This is a genomic window from Mycobacterium sp. 852013-50091_SCH5140682 (assembly GCF_001665685.1).
In the GTDB taxonomy this organism is placed as follows: Bacteria; Actinomycetota; Actinomycetes; order Mycobacteriales; family Mycobacteriaceae; genus Mycobacterium.
In genome coordinates this window covers 83,386-98,800 of sequence record NZ_LZTB01000100.1, presented here as the reverse complement: position 1 = coordinate 98,800, position 15,415 = coordinate 83,386, and the positions used below count along the sequence as shown (strand labels likewise).

16 protein-coding genes are annotated in these 15,415 nt (G+C 62.6%); 9 read left to right on the top strand and 7 right to left on the bottom strand.

Annotated elements, in window-relative coordinates; genetic code table 11:
• Nucleotides 1-47: 47 nt before the first annotated feature.
• The 5 genes from A5784_RS25255 to A5784_RS25240 all read left to right on the top strand — a co-directional run bounded on the left by A5784_RS25255 (nucleotide 48) and on the right by A5784_RS25240 (nucleotide 5,223).
• Nucleotides 48-749: a hypothetical protein gene (locus A5784_RS25255; RefSeq protein ID WP_064947605.1), complete on the top strand. Its 702-nt coding sequence runs from the start codon at nucleotides 48-50 to the stop codon at nucleotides 747-749.
• 19 nt (nucleotides 750-768) lie between these two features.
• Nucleotides 769-1,656 carry a hypothetical protein gene (locus A5784_RS25250; RefSeq protein ID WP_064947604.1) on the top strand — a complete coding sequence of 296 codons (888 nt, stop codon included), beginning with the start codon at nucleotides 769-771 and terminating at the stop codon, nucleotides 1,654-1,656.
• Nucleotides 1,657-2,103: 447 nt separating this feature from the next.
• On the top strand, nucleotides 2,104-2,889 hold the full coding sequence (locus A5784_RS37805; protein ID WP_156750763.1) for an ABC-three component system protein: 786 nt from the start codon (nucleotides 2,104-2,106) through the stop codon (nucleotides 2,887-2,889).
• A gap of 4 nt (nucleotides 2,890-2,893) precedes the next feature.
• On the top strand, nucleotides 2,894-3,361 hold the full coding sequence (locus A5784_RS38460) for an ABC-three component system middle component 2 (protein WP_156750762.1): 468 nt from the start codon (nucleotides 2,894-2,896) through the stop codon (nucleotides 3,359-3,361).
• Entirely contained in the window at nucleotides 3,358-5,223 is a 1,866-nt protein-coding gene (locus A5784_RS25240) for a hypothetical protein (protein WP_064947603.1), read from the top strand. Before A5784_RS38460 ends, A5784_RS25240 begins: the two co-directional genes overlap by 4 nt.
• Nucleotides 5,224-6,333: 1,110 nt before the next feature.
• Here A5784_RS25240 and A5784_RS25235 read toward each other — a convergent pair.
• On the bottom strand, nucleotides 6,334-6,984 hold the full coding sequence (locus A5784_RS25235) for an HD domain-containing protein (RefSeq protein ID WP_064947602.1): 651 nt from the start codon (nucleotides 6,982-6,984) through the stop codon (nucleotides 6,334-6,336).
• A 54-nt stretch (nucleotides 6,985-7,038) separates the two neighbouring features.
• Nucleotides 7,039-7,917, bottom strand: a complete 879-nt coding sequence (locus tag A5784_RS25230) for an SDR family NAD(P)-dependent oxidoreductase (RefSeq protein ID WP_064947601.1) — start codon at nucleotides 7,915-7,917, stop codon at nucleotides 7,039-7,041.
• A gap of 58 nt (nucleotides 7,918-7,975) precedes the next feature.
• Between A5784_RS25230 and A5784_RS25225 the strand changes: the two genes are divergently transcribed.
• Entirely contained in the window at nucleotides 7,976-8,635 is a 660-nt protein-coding gene (locus A5784_RS25225; protein ID WP_064947600.1) for a TetR/AcrR family transcriptional regulator, read from the top strand.
• A gap of 22 nt (nucleotides 8,636-8,657) precedes the next feature.
• Nucleotides 8,658-9,797, top strand: coding sequence for a serine hydrolase domain-containing protein (locus A5784_RS25220; RefSeq protein WP_064947599.1), 1,140 nt, complete (start codon nucleotides 8,658-8,660; stop codon nucleotides 9,795-9,797).
• Here A5784_RS25220 and A5784_RS25215 read toward each other — a convergent pair.
• Entirely contained in the window at nucleotides 9,779-10,168 is a 390-nt protein-coding gene (locus A5784_RS25215; protein ID WP_197514867.1) for a hypothetical protein, read from the bottom strand. The two genes, A5784_RS25220 and A5784_RS25215, sit on opposite strands and share 19 nt — an antisense overlap.
• Before the next feature lie 180 nt (nucleotides 10,169-10,348).
• Here A5784_RS25215 and A5784_RS25210 point away from each other — a divergent pair, with 180 nt between their 5' ends.
• Both A5784_RS25210 and A5784_RS25205 read left to right on the top strand, forming a co-directional pair.
• The gene (locus A5784_RS25210; protein ID WP_064947598.1) at nucleotides 10,349-10,741 is read left to right on the top strand and encodes an STAS domain-containing protein; all 393 of its coding nucleotides are present in this window, start codon (nucleotides 10,349-10,351) and stop codon (nucleotides 10,739-10,741) included.
• A gap of 17 nt (nucleotides 10,742-10,758) precedes the next feature.
• The gene (locus tag A5784_RS25205; protein ID WP_064947597.1) at nucleotides 10,759-11,190 is read left to right on the top strand and encodes an ATP-binding protein; all 432 of its coding nucleotides are present in this window, start codon (nucleotides 10,759-10,761) and stop codon (nucleotides 11,188-11,190) included.
• Nucleotides 11,191-11,194: 4 nt separating this feature from the next.
• Here the strand turns inward: A5784_RS25205 and A5784_RS25200 are convergent, their stop codons facing one another.
• From A5784_RS25200 to A5784_RS25185, 4 genes are all read right to left on the bottom strand, one after another.
• Nucleotides 11,195-11,641, bottom strand: a complete 447-nt coding sequence (locus A5784_RS25200; protein WP_064947596.1) for a response regulator — start codon at nucleotides 11,639-11,641, stop codon at nucleotides 11,195-11,197.
• Complete coding sequence (locus A5784_RS25195) at nucleotides 11,638-13,164, bottom strand: sensor histidine kinase (protein ID WP_064947595.1); 1,527 nt, start codon at nucleotides 13,162-13,164, stop codon at nucleotides 11,638-11,640. Before A5784_RS25195 ends, A5784_RS25200 begins: the two co-directional genes overlap by 4 nt.
• Nucleotides 13,161-14,345 carry a PP2C family protein-serine/threonine phosphatase gene (locus A5784_RS25190; protein ID WP_064947594.1) on the bottom strand — a complete coding sequence of 395 codons (1,185 nt, stop codon included), beginning with the start codon at nucleotides 14,343-14,345 and terminating at the stop codon, nucleotides 13,161-13,163. The genes A5784_RS25195 and A5784_RS25190 overlap by 4 nt, the downstream gene beginning before the upstream one ends.
• A gap of 75 nt (nucleotides 14,346-14,420) precedes the next feature.
• Entirely contained in the window at nucleotides 14,421-15,389 is a 969-nt protein-coding gene (locus tag A5784_RS25185) for a TerC family protein (RefSeq protein WP_064947593.1), read from the bottom strand.
• Between the last annotated feature and the right edge of the window lie 26 nt (nucleotides 15,390-15,415).

Sequence of the window (15,415 nt, the reverse complement as noted above, 5' to 3'; positions counted from 1 at the left end):
CCATGATTACCTGCTCAGAGCATGTCTCAGCTCGCTACCATCCGTGCATGGGGGAAGCGCGCGACGACGACGCCCCAACGGGGGTGGCACCGACCGAGCTAGGCGGAGCGATCAATGAGACCGAGGCGCACACCGCCTGGTCGCTCGATGACGGCGAGGACTGGCCGCCGCAGCGACGGCTGACGCCGGGGCGGATCACCGTTCTGGTGGTGGCCGCGAGTGTCGCGCTGGTTGCGGTCGCTGTAGTGATCGCATTCGTGTATCTGCGCCATCGGGCGGAACCGCCAACTGGGGTGACAGCGGCTCCGACGAGCACAGAGGTCGCGACGACTCCTCCGTCCCCGACCGAGACACCGGCCCCAGCAACGCCGCCACCATCACCGAGCCAGCCGCCTGCACCCGTCACGCTGCCCATGGACGGCTACGGAAACGTGCACGTGCGAACAGTCTCCGGGCGGACCGTCTGTGCGATGACCGCTGGTGACGTGCAGTGCAACGTTCACTTCACCAGACAGCTTGGGCCGAGCGACAACGGGATGCCCGCGTCCGGTGTCGGCGTCACCTCACGCGGTGCATGGCAATGGCTCTACGGAGATCCAGGTGACCCCGACTACGTGACGATGACCTACGGCACGGTATACCGGGCTATTGGTTGGACGATCACCCCGACAAGTGAGGGCACCACCTTCATGAATGATGCGACTGGGCATGGAATGACGGTGAGCGTTGACGGCTTCTCGGCATTCTGAGCAGGAACCACGGCAAGTCATGGCGAAAAAGGGAAGGCAATCGAAGTCGCAAGGTGAGAGGTACGCACCGCAGGCAATCAGCGACGAAGACTTCGTTGCCGGTGCTATCGAGTTGGGTCAGAGGCTAACTCGTCATCTCTCCGCATTGGAGAACGGCGCGGCGGGCGCAGTCGCCGATGTAGCGGCGGTTCTAAGAACCCTGATCGTAAGAGGCCAGGGTGATGACGTAATCCGAAGGTTGTGCAGAAGGAAGGGTGTTGCCATACCCGAGGTATTGGTTACGCGGGCCGCCCACGACGGCCCCTCGGTCGTTCTCTCGGCCGGAGCCATACCGGTGACGCCGGAGGACCAGGATCACCCACACCAGATCGCAACCCGCCTGGTCAACCTCAACGAGTGGTCAGACATGACGGCGTTGGTGGTGCGCGGAGGCACTCCAAGAAGGGTAAATAACTGGGAACGCGTTATTTCGATGTATGCCAACACCTTTGGTTCACACATGAGCGGAACGATACCTAACACACTCCTAAACGCATCCTCGATAATGAGCGGCGAACTGGACCTGGGCGAGTATCTGATCTTCTGCGCAGGGATCGTCGCCGAGAACACCCTGAATCAAGTCTTGGACGCGTTGGCCGGTAAACCAATCATCGTGCCCCACAAGACTGGTCGGAAGCCCAACCCATTAGCCCATCTGACCCTGCGAAACGACGAGCGCAGCGTCGGCGAGCCGGAGCTAGCACTCGCGTTCATGCCAGCAGGTCTCAAAATCGGCGACGACGAGATTGACGTGCTAAAACTACATTTCGCGGATCGCTACATGAAGGCTTCGTACTCCCGCCACTCGGACGGGCTGATCTACGGGACAATGAAATACTCGCAGCAGATTCCGGACTGGTGGGAATGATCCGAAGCGACCCAATCCGAACCGCGCGGCATCCGAGCCCCAGAGTGGCATGAACACACCTATTGGTTTGCAACGAACTGGCTGTGCGCTGCACGTAAGCTGGCCGACTGGGCAGGAAATTTTCCCGGAGGGTGAGGGCCATTGACTTCGAGCGGTATCGCGGACGCCACTCCCCATGACCTGCTGCAGCCGTCCGAACAGCCGGTTTTGACAACTTCGCAACTCGCCGGACCTCGACTGAAACCTAGTCAGATACTTCGGGTCTACCCCCCAGACGAATGGGAGGAATTTATTCTTGAATGGGCGAACTGCTTAACTTCAGAATATAGAAGCGTTAAACGATTCAGCGGCTCAGGCGATCGTGGGCGCGATGTTGTCGGATTCGTGACCGACGACGGCTTGAAGGGAGAATAGGATTGCTTTCAGTGCAAGCACTACGAGCATGCCTTGCGTCCAACCGATGCCTACCCCGAAATCGCCAAGATAATTCACGGTGTAGCGGAAGGCATCTTCACGATGCCGCGACGTTATCGTTTCGTCGCCCCCAAAGGCGCGGGCCCCAAATTAAGCCATCTGCTTTCACATACAGATCAATTGCACACAGCCTTAATGGATGCCCTCAAAGATGACGGCGCATTAAAACAAGCCGAAAAAGCATTCCGCGCCACGGTTGCCGACGCACTGTCTAGCATCGACCTATCGGTCTTCGATGTGGAGCAGTTAGACCATATAGTTGAAATCCACCGTGATAGTCCCTACCACCTTTTTCGTTTCGGTGGCCAACTCGAAGAGCGGCCGCCCTCCCCAAGTCCTCCGCACGAATTCATCAGCGAAGAAGCGGTTTACGTCGAGAAACTCATGACTGCCTATCGAGAACGAGAAGGCAAGCTCGATATGACGTGGGCCGATGTCGCGGCAATCGAGTGGTACAAAAACCATTTATCCCGGCAACGAGTAAGTTTCTTCAGTGCAGAAGCGTTGCGCACATTCGCACGCGATAAAGTCCCGCCAAGGACTTTCGAATCCCTTCAGGACGAGATTTACGATGGAGTTGTCGAAGTTGAACAAAGCTCCCACAAGGACGGTCTCGACCGGCTAACAAGCGTTCTGAACGCTGCCTGCAATGTGCAGCTGAGCGGAAATGCGCTAATCACAGTTTCGAAGCCTGTCGACAAGAAGGGGATTTGTCACCAGCTTGCAAATGAGGATCGCCTTGACTGGGTCAAAGAGTGAGCGTATGGAGCCATTAAACAGCCCAATCGAGGTCGGCATCCGCATTCTCGTCATGCTCAACGCCGCCTTCCCCTCTGCTCTCGATATGAATCGACTAGTGCTGTTCGACTACTCGCTTTTGCATAGCTTCGATCTAGGCGGGCCAGATAGCATTCATCCTGCGGTTCCCGGTCGATCAGGAGAGATGGGTATCAAGAGAACTTTGATCGAACAAGGCCTAACGATCTTAAGGCGAGCAGGTTTGATTGACGTATTAGCGAACACATCCGGAATACTGTATGCCGCATCAGAAGACGCTGATGGTTTTCTAAGTAGCATGTCGAATGAATACTCCCTGAAACTGACTGATCGCGCGTCATGGGTGACTCAAGAATTCGATGGATTGAGCGACAGCGAGATTCGTAGCCGCTTGGCCGCAATATTCAGTGCATGGAGCGAAGAGTTCGATGTTAACCCAGAAGGTTTGTCATGAGCGCCGGGATCCAGATAGATCGGTTGATCGTAAAGTCTCGGTCAGCAGTTGACGCCATTCTAGAGTTCCGCTCAGGATTAAATATCGTGTCTGGGCCGTCCGATAGCGGCAAATCATTTGTGCTCGATCTAATCAACTTTATGTTGGGTTCGTCGACACTTCGTCGCCGGATCCCAGAAATAGAGTCATATGACTACGTGGTAATGCACATCACCATTACGGGGACCGATTCTCGTAATTTGTCAATAGCGCGCCGTATAGACGGCGACAATTACGAACTTCGAGATGGTCATGTCGATACGACAGGGTCGGCCGACGAGCCCCGCCTCTTATCGAAAACCCATAACCACCGAAACCTGGACAACTTGTCTAACTTCTTATTGGACAGTATCGGCCTCGCAGGCGCACTGGTCCGTCGGAACGCGCGAAACGTGACGCGGACAATGAGTTTTCGTGACCTTGCGCATCTAGCAATTATTGACGAGACGAGTATGCAGTCCGAAGTTTCCCCCGTGACTCCGACAAATCAGTTCGCAACCGCAACGGTCGAAGAATCGGTTTTCAGCGTACTGATTGAAGGCGAAGATTTTTCCGGCCTGACAGTGACGGCCCCCTCGGCTGAGGAGAGGCGGCTATCGGAAAGTCGAACTCGCCTTCTGGACAGCGTCGTCGCGGTGCTTGGTGATCAATCGCCCTCCGCCGCGCCACTGTCCGAACTTCGCGCCCAACTCGGTCGACTGGCCGAGAGTGTAACCGCCGAGACTGCGTCGCTAGAGGAACAACTTCAGCAGCGAGACGAGATCGTTCAGCGCAGAGCGGCGGTCAGCCAAACGATCGACCAGACCACCTCTGACCTGGTTGAGTTGTCCGATCTCTTCAATCGATTCCAACTGCTTTCCGTCCAGTACGCCTCCGACCTTGAGCGGCTAGAGATGATCGGAGAAGCGGGAACGCTACTGGCGCTGTCTAATCCGGACGTCTGTGTCCTCTGCGGCGCCGCTACCGAACATCAGCACTGGGAGTTCCACCAAGAGTCCGAGCTAACGGCTCTCGGCGCGGCGGTCGACGCGGAGCGCACAAAGATCGAGAGGCTCGCTGCTGACCTCAGTCAGACCTTGCAGGACGTGCGTGACCGCGCTCGCTCGGCACAGCGCCAACTCACAGTTCTTAGAAGAGAATCGGATTCATTGTCATCGCAGCTTCGCCAGTTGGACGCAGCGCTTCGTCCGAATCGCGCGCAACTCCAAGAATTGCTGAACAAGCGCTCCTCCGTGGAACGTGCTGTGACGATCCACGAACACATTCAGGCAGTGGATGCTTTACGCGCCCAAGTGGCCGCAGACGAGCAAGAGGCGATTGCCTCCGCAGCCGAAAGGCCGTCGTCCGCGGCGTTGTCGGAGTTCTGCTCTTACATGCAATCTGCACTCGAAGCGTGGCACGTCCAAGGGGCGAGCCCAGTACGGTACGACCGACGATCTCGCGACTTCATTATCGGGGGTCGTTCCCGGGAGAGCCGGGGCAAGGGGGTGCGCGCACTGCAACATGCGGCATTTAGTGTGGCGCTGGTCCGTTACTGCGCTGACCGAAGTCTTCCGTCGCCAGGTTTCGTGGTGCTTGATTCCCCACTCGTTACTTACCGGGAACCAGATGTGGACGACCCGGCATGGGCCGATAATGCCCCTCGAACAACGTCAGAGGCGTTCTACGAGGATCTGGCGACTCGTGACGACGTGCAGCTAATAGTTATCGAAAATATCTCGCCGCCAGGGGACCTTAACGACTCAATCAATCACATTGCCTTCACGCTCAACCCCAACGAAGGTCGCATTGGCCTGTTTCCCAAAACGGCTGTCGTCGAGTGATTGCGCCGTCTTGGCTAAGCGGATCGGCACGATTCTCCGGCGCCACGCCTCCGCCTCCACCGGCCCATCTCGCCCTTCGTTCACACTCACCATGTCATTCGCCGCGATTGTCGAACAGACGGGCGGAATCTTCCTTGAAAGTCGGCACGGCACGGTGGCAGTCGCGGTCACCGACCACCAGGCCAGCCCCCAAGGCCACCAGGACGGGAGGACAACCACCTGTGCGAGTCGGGCATATTGCCTGCTCGGTAAGGCGTACGCAGCAGAATCAGCAGTTTCGGCCATGTGCCGCATGAGACACGGGGGACGGGATGGTGCCACCCCCTTGCTGCGCCGGTCGAATGGTCGGATATCCTTACCGTAATGCCAGAGTCCGAGACTCCGTGTGTGACAGTCCCTTTCGGGATGGTGACAGTGCGCGGGATGGTGCCACTGCTGGGGTGGTGGCGATGCCGGATGGTGGTGCTGAGATCCCCTGCGGGACAGTCCCTCTGGTGACCATGCGGGATGGCGCTCAGCGGGGAATCCTGCGACCAGCGAGATGGTGGCATGGTGGCGAATCCCGTGCTGTGAGGTAGCGGCTCGGCCCGACTTGGCTCGGCGGGCGGCTCGGCATCGAGCAATCGAATCGTCATCGCTTCACTCGATGGCATCGAGGTACTACCTGTGCAGACTCCACCTGTGCGGTACAGAACTGGCCGTCTCAGCGCGCAGTGAGTAGCGGTGTTGCACGGCATGCCTTCACCCGTGCCGAAATAGGTGCTGCGAGTCCCGTTGCGCTACTGCCGTTGTCGCGCCGATACGGTGAACTGTCAGCGGTGGCTTAGTCCGTTGTCGTGCAACATGGTTCGGCACCGCCTGCCGGTCACCCTCCATAGATGGTGCGGGCGATAGCGGCTCAGATCCGTTGCGGCGCGGTACCTCGTCGGCACAGAGCACCACGGTCACAACGCAGATCTGTTCCCGCGTCTCGGCCGCCCCGTCTGCCGGCAGCCAAAGCCGCTCGCCCGCGACCGATTTGAGAGCCGCCCACGTCGCATCGAGCGTGCCCGGGCGAAGCACCGGCACCTCCACCCGGTCCGAACGATCCACCGTTTTGACAACCGGTCGCTACTCGGGCCAGCCGTTGTCGAGGATGATCTGGACGAAATCGTCCCGGACGAACGACGGGTCGTAGTGCTCAAGCACATCGGCGTTGACATTGCCGAACGTGCTGCGCGGCCGGTGCTTGTTGCCGTCGGTGAAGGCCTGCAGGATTTGGCGTTTGAAGTCGGGCCGCGGGTGCGCGGCGGTGACCGCGGCCAGCGCGTCCGCTGAGAGATCGTCGCGGCCGATCCCCAGCACGTCGGTCTCGACACCAGCTGTCACCAAGGCGATTTCCGGTTCGAGGTACTCGGGCACGCCCGGCGTGGTGTGCAATGCGATGCCCAGCCACACCTTTCGCGCGTCGGCCTCGTCGACACCACGCGCCAGCAGGAACTCCCGCGCCGCGTTGGCACCGTCGACCTCGAACCGCAACTGAGAGTCGCGGTAAGGCTTGGTGAGCCCGATGTCGTGGAACATCGCGCCGGCATAGAGCAATTCGAGGTCAGGCTGCAGCCCGCGGCGACGGCCCTGCAGCGCACCGAACAGAAACACCCGGCGCGAGTGGTCGAACAGCAGATCGCTCTCCGCTTCACGGATGTATTCGGTGATGTCCCGCACCAGCTGGGTGTCGGGTATGACGATGTCGGCAATGGATTCGATGGCGGTATTGGTCATGCAGCAAGTCTGCGGAGAAAGCCGCCGATCGAGCCGTGTCCTTTCGGCCATGAATCACACAGTTTGCGACATCTCCTCAGGCGGGAACGGCACCGGATAGGGCTCGCTGAAGTCGGCGGACCGGCTGACCGCACGCCACTTGCGGTCGTCGGCGAGCAGTTGCTCATCGAGGGCAATGGAACCCTCCGCGGCGTTGACGCCAAGCGGCAGATGGTACGGAATATCCTGGCGCCGAGTCATTTTCACCAGGATCTCGGCTGCCCGCTGCGGGTCGCCCGCCATGATGGCTCCGCTGTCGCCCGCGGCGGCGCGCATGGCCCCGACGGTGTCGGCGTAGGCGTCGGGCACCTCGTGGACGGTCATCGAAGCCCCGGCCCAGTCGGTGCGGAATCCGCTCGGCTCGACGACAAGCACCCGCACGCCGAACGGGGCGGTCTCGACCTGCAACACCCGGGAGAATCCGTCGATCGCGAACTTGGCGGCCTGATACGACGCGATCCCGGGTGAGCCACCGACCCGACCGCCCATGGACGAGAACTGGATGACCAGGCCGCCCTGCTGCTCCCGCAGGATCGGGATGGCCGCCTTGGACACGTTGTAGACGCCCCAGAAATTGGTTTCGAACTGCTCGCGGAAATCGGCGTCGTCGGTGGTCTCGATGGGTGACACATTCGCGTATCCGGCGTTGTTGACGATCACGTCGAGGCGGCCGAACCGGTCGCGGGCCGCGGCCAGTGCCGCAGCCGCTGCGGCCGGGTCGGTCACGTCGAGCGCGAGCGGATAGACCCGTTCGCCGAACTCGGCAGCGAGGTCGGCGAGTTGCTCGGGCCTGCGGGCGGTGGCTGCCACGCGATCACCCGCCTGTAGCGCCGCACGAACCAGGGCGCGGCCCAAGCCGCGGGATGAACCGGTGACGAACCAGACTTTGCTCATACCGTTAGTAAAACACTGTTTCGTTAATAACGCAACAGTGTTGCGCTAGACTCGGTCTGTGCCGACCCACGACTTCCAGCGCGCCCGCAGTTCCGCGGCCAAACAGGCCCGGGAAGAGGCGATCCTCGAGGCCGCACGGCGGTTGGCCGCCGAGCTGGGTATACGGCAGATCACCCTCACCGACATCGCGACGGCCGTCGGCATGCACAAGTCCGCCATGTTGCGGTACTTCGAGACGCGTGAGGAGATCTTCTTGCGACTCACCGCCGACGGCTGGCGGGAATGGTCGGCCGCGCTGCGCGCACGCTTGGACGCCGCCGACGAGATATCCCCCGCTGCAGTCGGTTCCACGTTCGCCGCGACGCTCGCCGAGCGGGGGATGTTCTGCGATCTGCTCGCCCAGGCCCCGATGAACCTCGAACGCAATGTCTCCGTCGATGCGGTGCGCACATTCAAGCTCGCGACGCTCACCGAGGTCGACGCGATCGTCGCCGCCACGCGCAGGCTGCTGCCGGCCCTGACCGAGGAGGACGGTGTCGACCTGGTGGCCGCCGCGACGTCGCTGTCGGGCGCGTTCTGGCAGATGGCCACGCCCGGCCCCGAGATCGCCGCGCTCTACCGCAGCGAGCCCAGCCTCGCGCACGCGGTCGTCGACGTCGAATCTCGCGTCGCGCGAATACTTTCCGCGATGCTCACCGGAATCCTCGCCCAACGCTGAACCGATACCGCATGATGTGACGATGGACGACGTCGTGCACGGCCACTGTGCTGCCCGTTTCCAGCCCGTGCGCGACGCGCTGGCAGAGGCCATCGCCGGTGGGGAGGAAACCGGCGCCGCGATAGCCATCGATGTCGACGGCGAACTGGTCGTCGACATCTGGGGCGGATACGCCGACGCCGCCGGGACCCGCCCGTGGACCGCGGACACCATCGTCAACGTGTGGTCCTCGACCAAAACCGTGACGGCGCTGGCCGCGCTGATGCTGATCGACCGCGGACTGGTCGAGGCTGCCGCGCCGGTGGCCACCTATTGGCCGGAGTTCGCCGCAAACGGCAAGCAGGATGTCGAGTTCCGGCACCTGCTCACGCACTCGTCGGGCTTGTCCGGCTGGGAACCACCGTTCGGCGCCGAGGACATCTATGACTGGGAGAAGTCGACGGCCGCGCTGGCGGCTCAGGCCCCGTGGTGGCCGCCGGGCACCGCACCCGGCTACCACGCCCTGACCCACGGACACCTGATCGGCGAGGTGCTGCGGCGTGTGACGGGTACGACGCTCAAAGAGTTCGTGCGCGACGAGATCGCAGACCCACTCGGCGCCGACTTCCAGATCGGTGCGCGCCCCGAGGACACCGGCCGGATCGCCGAGGTGATACCCGCCACCGAGCCGCTCGACATCCCGATGGACCAACTGTCCGAGCCGGCTGTCAAGACGTTCCTCGGGGCACCACCACCGACGGTCGCCAACACCGCCGCCTGGCGCGCCGCGGACATCGGGGCGGCCAACGGGCACGGCAATGCCCGCTCCCTGGCGAAGATCCTGTCGGCGATCTCGTTGGGCGGCACCGTGGACGGCGTCCAACTGCTGCGGCCCGAGACCGTCGACTCGATCTTCACATTGGAGCTCGAGGGCCCCGATATGGTGCTGCTCGGCCATCCTCTGCGCTGGGGTCTGGGTTTCGGGCTACCGCAACGCGAGACAGTGCCGTTCATCCCCGACGGGAAGATCTGCTTCTGGGGCGGCTGGGGCGGCTCGTGGGAGACGATGAACCCCGACCAGCGCACCACCTTCGCCTACGTGATGAACCGGATGGGGCCGGGCGTCGAGGGTTCCGAGCGCACCGCCCGTTACCTGACGCAGTTCTACGAAGCCCTGGCCTGAGCCCGCGAGGTCAGCAGACGCTGCACATCGACACCGACGGCCCGCAGATCCTGGCCCGGGGCGGCCGCGACCAGCGTCACCCCGTCGGCCACACCGGCGGCCTCGATGTCGGCGATCAGACCCGCCAGCCCAAGCACCGTACCGACGTAACGCACGTTGGACTCGTCCGTCGCCACCTGCAACGCGCGCCGGGCTGACCGGAAATCAGCGCCGACTGCGACCGTGACGTCGAGGATCACCGCCACGTCTCCGTCGACACCGGCCCGGATCCGCCGGGCCCGCGCCAGGTCGGGCGCCGAGATCCGCACCACCGGCTCGGCGCCGTCGGTCAATTCGGTCCAGTCATCCGCATCTGCCACGAAGATCCGCACGGAGTCGACGCTACGGACGCAGGACGCGAAGCCGAAGGGTTGTACTCAGGGCGAATACAAGGAAATGACCAACGGCAGGTGTGAGTTCGCCCCGTTGTGGGTATGCAGGGCGCGGCGGCGGCGATGCCGCTTGTCCTTGTACTGTCGCCATAGGCGCACGAACACGTCGGAGGTGACCCTATGACCAGCCAGCCAATCCCCACCGAGGGCCCGAACACTGCCGCAGCGGCGGTCAACTGCGCAGTCGAAGAACGCCGCGACGGTGAGATCAGCGTCGTGGTGGTATCGGGCACAGTGGACATGCTGACTGCGCCTCGGCTCGAGGAAGCCATTCGTTCTGCCACGAAGAGCTCACCGTCGGCGGTCGTGGTCGACATGAGCGCTGTTGATTTCCTCGCCTCCGCCGGGATGGGTGTGCTCGTCGCCTCACACAACGCGCTGCAGCCCGCGGTGCGGTTCGCAGTGGTGGCCGACGGTCCGGCCACCAGCCGGCCTCTCAAACTTGTCGGCATCGACGACGTCGTGAAGTTGTTCGCGACTCTCGACGACGCACTGGCCGCGATGAGGAATTAAACGAGATTCACGTTGCCATGTCAGACCAACAACAGCCAGCGTGCTTCGCGAAGGTTGATGTCGCTGCCGTGCCAGAAGCGGCCGCCCAGGTTCGGCATGAGTTCTCGGACTGGTTGCACAGCCATCTCATGCTCGACTCGGTCAAGGCCAGCGACGTGCTGTTGGCAGTCAATGAGGCACTGGCCAATGCCGCGGAATTCGCCTATGTGAGCTCGTCGCAGCCCGGCGTCATGCATCTGCGTGCCGACTACGATCCGACTGCGGCAGTACTCACCGTTACCGTTGCCGACCAAGGCATCTGGCGGTCCGTCCGGCCGCCGACGAACAATCCGGCGCGCGGTCGCGGCATACCTCTGATGCGCGCACTCTGCGATCACGCGATCATCGACTCGTCACCGGTCGGCACGCAGGTGCGGCTGCAGTGGGACCACATCTCCGGCTCCTTGTGACCGGTCAGGACTGAGGCAGCCGCACGACCTGTACGAAGAACTCGTCGATCTGCCGAACCGCGTTCATGAACTGGTCCAGGTCAACGGGTTTGGTGACGTAGGCGTTTGCGTGCAACTTGTAGCTGCGCAGAATGTCTTCTTCGGCCGACGAGGTGGTCAGCACGACGACGGGAATGTGGCAGAGCTCTGCGTCGGATTTGACCTTCTCCAAGAGCTGGCGACCGTCGTACTTGGGCAGATTGAGGTCGAGCAGGATGAGGTCAGGTGTCGGGGCGTTCTGGAACGCACCCCGGCGATACAGAAAGTCCAACCCCTCCTCGCCGTCGCGGGCGACGTAGAGATTGTTCTCGATCTTGTTGTGCTCGAACGCTTCCCGGGTGATGAGCTCGTCACCGGGATCATCCTCGACCAGCAGGATGTCGATCGCACGCGGTTCCGCGCCTGATGTCATTGCGGGTTTCCTTCCATTCGGGGCAGGGTGAAATTGATCCGGGTCCCGCCCGAATACGACGTGTCTATCCAGATGTTGCCACCGTGGTATTCGACGATCTTCTTGCACAGCGCAAGCCCGATACCCGTTCCGCCGTAAGAATCCCGGCCGTGCAATCGCTGGAAGATGACGAAGACCTTGTCGGCGAATTCTTCACCGATACCGATGCCGTTGTCCGACACGGCGAACAGCCAGGCCTCGCCGTCGGGCTGATACTCGATCGCGACGTGGGGCACGAAGCCGTCCCGGCTGAACTTTACCGCGTTACCGATCAGGTTCTGCCACACCATCGTCAGCAGTGTCGGGTCCCCATCGACGTGGGGCAGCGGTTCGGCCGGAAGCACGATGTCCGCGCCCGAATCCTCCACAGCAGCAGACAGATTGGTCAACGCGGACGCCAGCGTCGCCCCAAGATCCACCTCTGCGCGAGTGGTGCCCAACCGCCCCACCCGGGAAAAGGTCAACAGATCGTTGATCAGTATCTGCATGCGTTTTGCCCCATCGACCGCGAAACCGATGTACTCGATTCCGCGCTCATCGAGCTTGTCGCCGTACCGCTTCTCCAATAACTGGCAGAACGAGGCAACCTTTCTGAGCGGCTCCTGCAGGTCATGTGACGCCACGTAGGCGAACTGCTCGAGCTCGGCATTCGACCGCCTCAGCTCGTCGGCCTGCTCATCCAGTGACGCCTTCGCGGACTGCGAAGCGTCGAGCTCATCGACGATCCGCTGCCGCATATCCTCGACATCGACCGAGATGGCCCGAATGTCCTTGGGCCCCTTGGGGACGATGCGGTCAGCGAAGTTGCCCTGGGTGATCCTTCGGCACGCCGCGGCAAGTGCGTCCAGCGGACGTATCACCGCACCACGCACCCAGACTGCCAGCAGCAGCGCGGTGGCGACGAATGCGACGATCACGGCGATCAGCATTCCGTCGCGCCAAGTCCGGCTGCGGTTCAGCTCATCGCGCGCCGTGTTCCTGACCTGCTCGAGGTGCGCGTTCTGGGCGTCGAAAAGTGTCCTCATACCGTCGAATTCGGTCTTCCCGCGCTCGGCGGTCCGCTCATCGACGACAGCGGGCCTGCCCGGTGTGACGCTGACGATGAGCGGAGCGGCATACGTACTGCGCCACTTGTCCGCCGCCCGCTGAATCGCGTCGAGATCGGCCAGTTGCTCCTCGCGGTCCCCCACCAGTGATCGGATGTCGGCGGCGGCCGCGGTGGCGACGCTCTGTCCCTCGTCATAAGGCTGCAGGAACTGCCGGTCTGCCGCGATGGCGTAACCGCGGACGGCCGTTTCCTGATCGCGCAGCGCCGCCTGCAGCCGGTAGGCAGCCACCCGGGCGGGCTGCAGGTGGTTGATCAGATCATCGGAAACCTGGTCGGTCCAGCGGATCATGAGCCCCCCGGCCACAGCCCCCGCGAGCACGATGCCGCCCATGGCCGCCAGCACCACGTTGAGCCAGCCCTGGACGGTGAGCTTCATCGGGGAGACCGCTCGACCCGGATCACCGCGATGTCGTCGGTGAGACCCCCATGCGGTTGAGCGTAGGTCTCGGCTTGGCCGATGAGGGCGTCGACGAACTCCCGTCCCGGCAACCCCGCCAAGGTGCGAGCCACCCGGAGCAGGCCGGCTTCCCCGAGGCGTTCGTCGCCGGCCCCCACATGGCCCTCGAACAAGCCGTCGGTGAGCAACAGCAGGCCCTGCCCTTCTGCCAGCTGCAGTTGGTTGACGGGCCACTCCTCGGCGCCGAGTCCCAGGGCGGGGCCGGCCGGCGGCTCGATCCATTCGACAGAGTTTCTGCCGTGGCCGAGCATCCCGGGGTGCCCTGCCCGCACCGCCGTGTAGCGACCGCTGTCAGGATCGATCGCCAAGCTCAGCAGCGTTGCGAACACTCCGGTCCCCGGGCGTTCGGTGGTCAGTATCCGGTCCAGTTGGCGCATCCGCTCATTTCCCCGCAACCCCGCGAATGTCAGCGCGCGCCAGCCGATCCGCAGCGCCACCCCCAACGCTGCGGCATCCGGGCCGTGACCGGCGACATCTCCGATCATCACGTGGACGGTCCGGTCGTTGGTCTGCACCACATCGTAGAAATCCCCGCCGATCAGGGCGTCCTGGCGGCTGGGCAGGGATTGCGTGATGATTTCGACGCCCGGGTCCCCGAGCAGCAACGGGGACGGGAGCAGCCCGCGCTCGAGCCGCGCATTCTCTTGCGCCCGCAGGTGACTGGCGTGCAGGGCCACGGCGGTGAGTTCGGCACGTTTGCGCTCGATGGCGTAGCGCACCGCGCGCACCAGCACCTGCGGCTCCACCCGGCCCTTGACCAGGTAATCCTGCGCGCCCGACGCAACGGCAGAAACGCCGAAATGCTCGTCGTGCAAACCCGTAAGCACCACGATCGGGATGGCGGCATCCAGCTTGGCCAGCCGGTGCAAGGCGTCGATCCCGATGGCGTCGGGCAGATTCAGATCGAGGAGCACGCAATGCGGCCGGGTGGCGGACAGTGCCTGTTCGGCGTCGGAAAGCGACTGCGCCCAACGAAACTCGATGTCGGCGTCGGCGTCGGCGATCAACTCCTCGACCAGCAGCGCATCGGCTCGGTCGTCCTCGACGAGTAGCAGCGACAACCGCTGCTCATTTTCTGCAGGCACCGTCGGTGCGCGCATGGGCCATCACATCCTTAATGTAATGAGGTCACCCAGGTCGCGCCGACCATTTGCTTTAGTGACAACTCCTCGACACTACCGGGCGTCACGCACCCGGGTCTTGTAGAGGCTCGCCACCGTGGTTATCGCCAGGGTCACGACGATCACGCCGAGACTGACCAGCGTGGGGATGTCCGGCACCGGCACGGGCTCACCGCCGTTGATGAACGGCAACTCGTTCTCGTGCAAGGCGTGCAGCACGAGCTTCACGCCGATGAAGAAGAGAATGACGGCCAAGCCCTGCGACAGGTACACCAAGCGCTTGAGCAGATCGCCGAGCAGGAAGTACAGCTGGCGCAAGCCCATCAACGCGAACACGTTGGCGGTGAACACCAGGTAGGGCTGTTGCGTGAGACCGTAGATCGCGGGAATCGAATCCAGCGCGAACAGCAGGTCGGTGGTGCCCAGCGCGACGATCACCAGGAACATCGGCGTCATCAGCCGAGACCCGTTCTCGTTGACCCACAACCTCAGCCCGTCCCAGCGGTCCGTGGTCCGCAGGTGCCGCTGCGCGAACCGCACCACGAAGTTGTCGGCGTCGTCGTCGTGCTCGGTGTCGCGCACCAGGTTGATCGCGGTGTACAGCAGGAACGCCCCGAAGATGTAGAACACCCAGGAGAACTGCTCGATGGCGACCGCACCGAGCGCTATGAAGATGCCGCGGAAGATCAGCGCCAGGATGATGCCGACGAGCAGTGCCTGCTGCTGATAGATCCTGGGCACTTTGAAGCTGGCCATGATGATCAGGAAGATGAACAGGTTGTCCACCGACAGGCTGTATTCGGTGAGCCACCCGGCGAAGAACTCCAGCCCGAACTGGCTGCCGTGGAAGGACCACACCCACACCCCGAAGGCCACTGCCAAGCCGACGTAGACCGACAGGTACGTCGCAGTTTCGCGGGTCGTCGGCTCGTGGGGCCTGCGGCCGATCACCACGACGTCGAACAAGAGCACAGCGATCGTCACGGTCAGCGTGACAATCCACTCGAGCTGGGTTACATGCATCAGGAATCCTCCGGCCGTCACAAAAC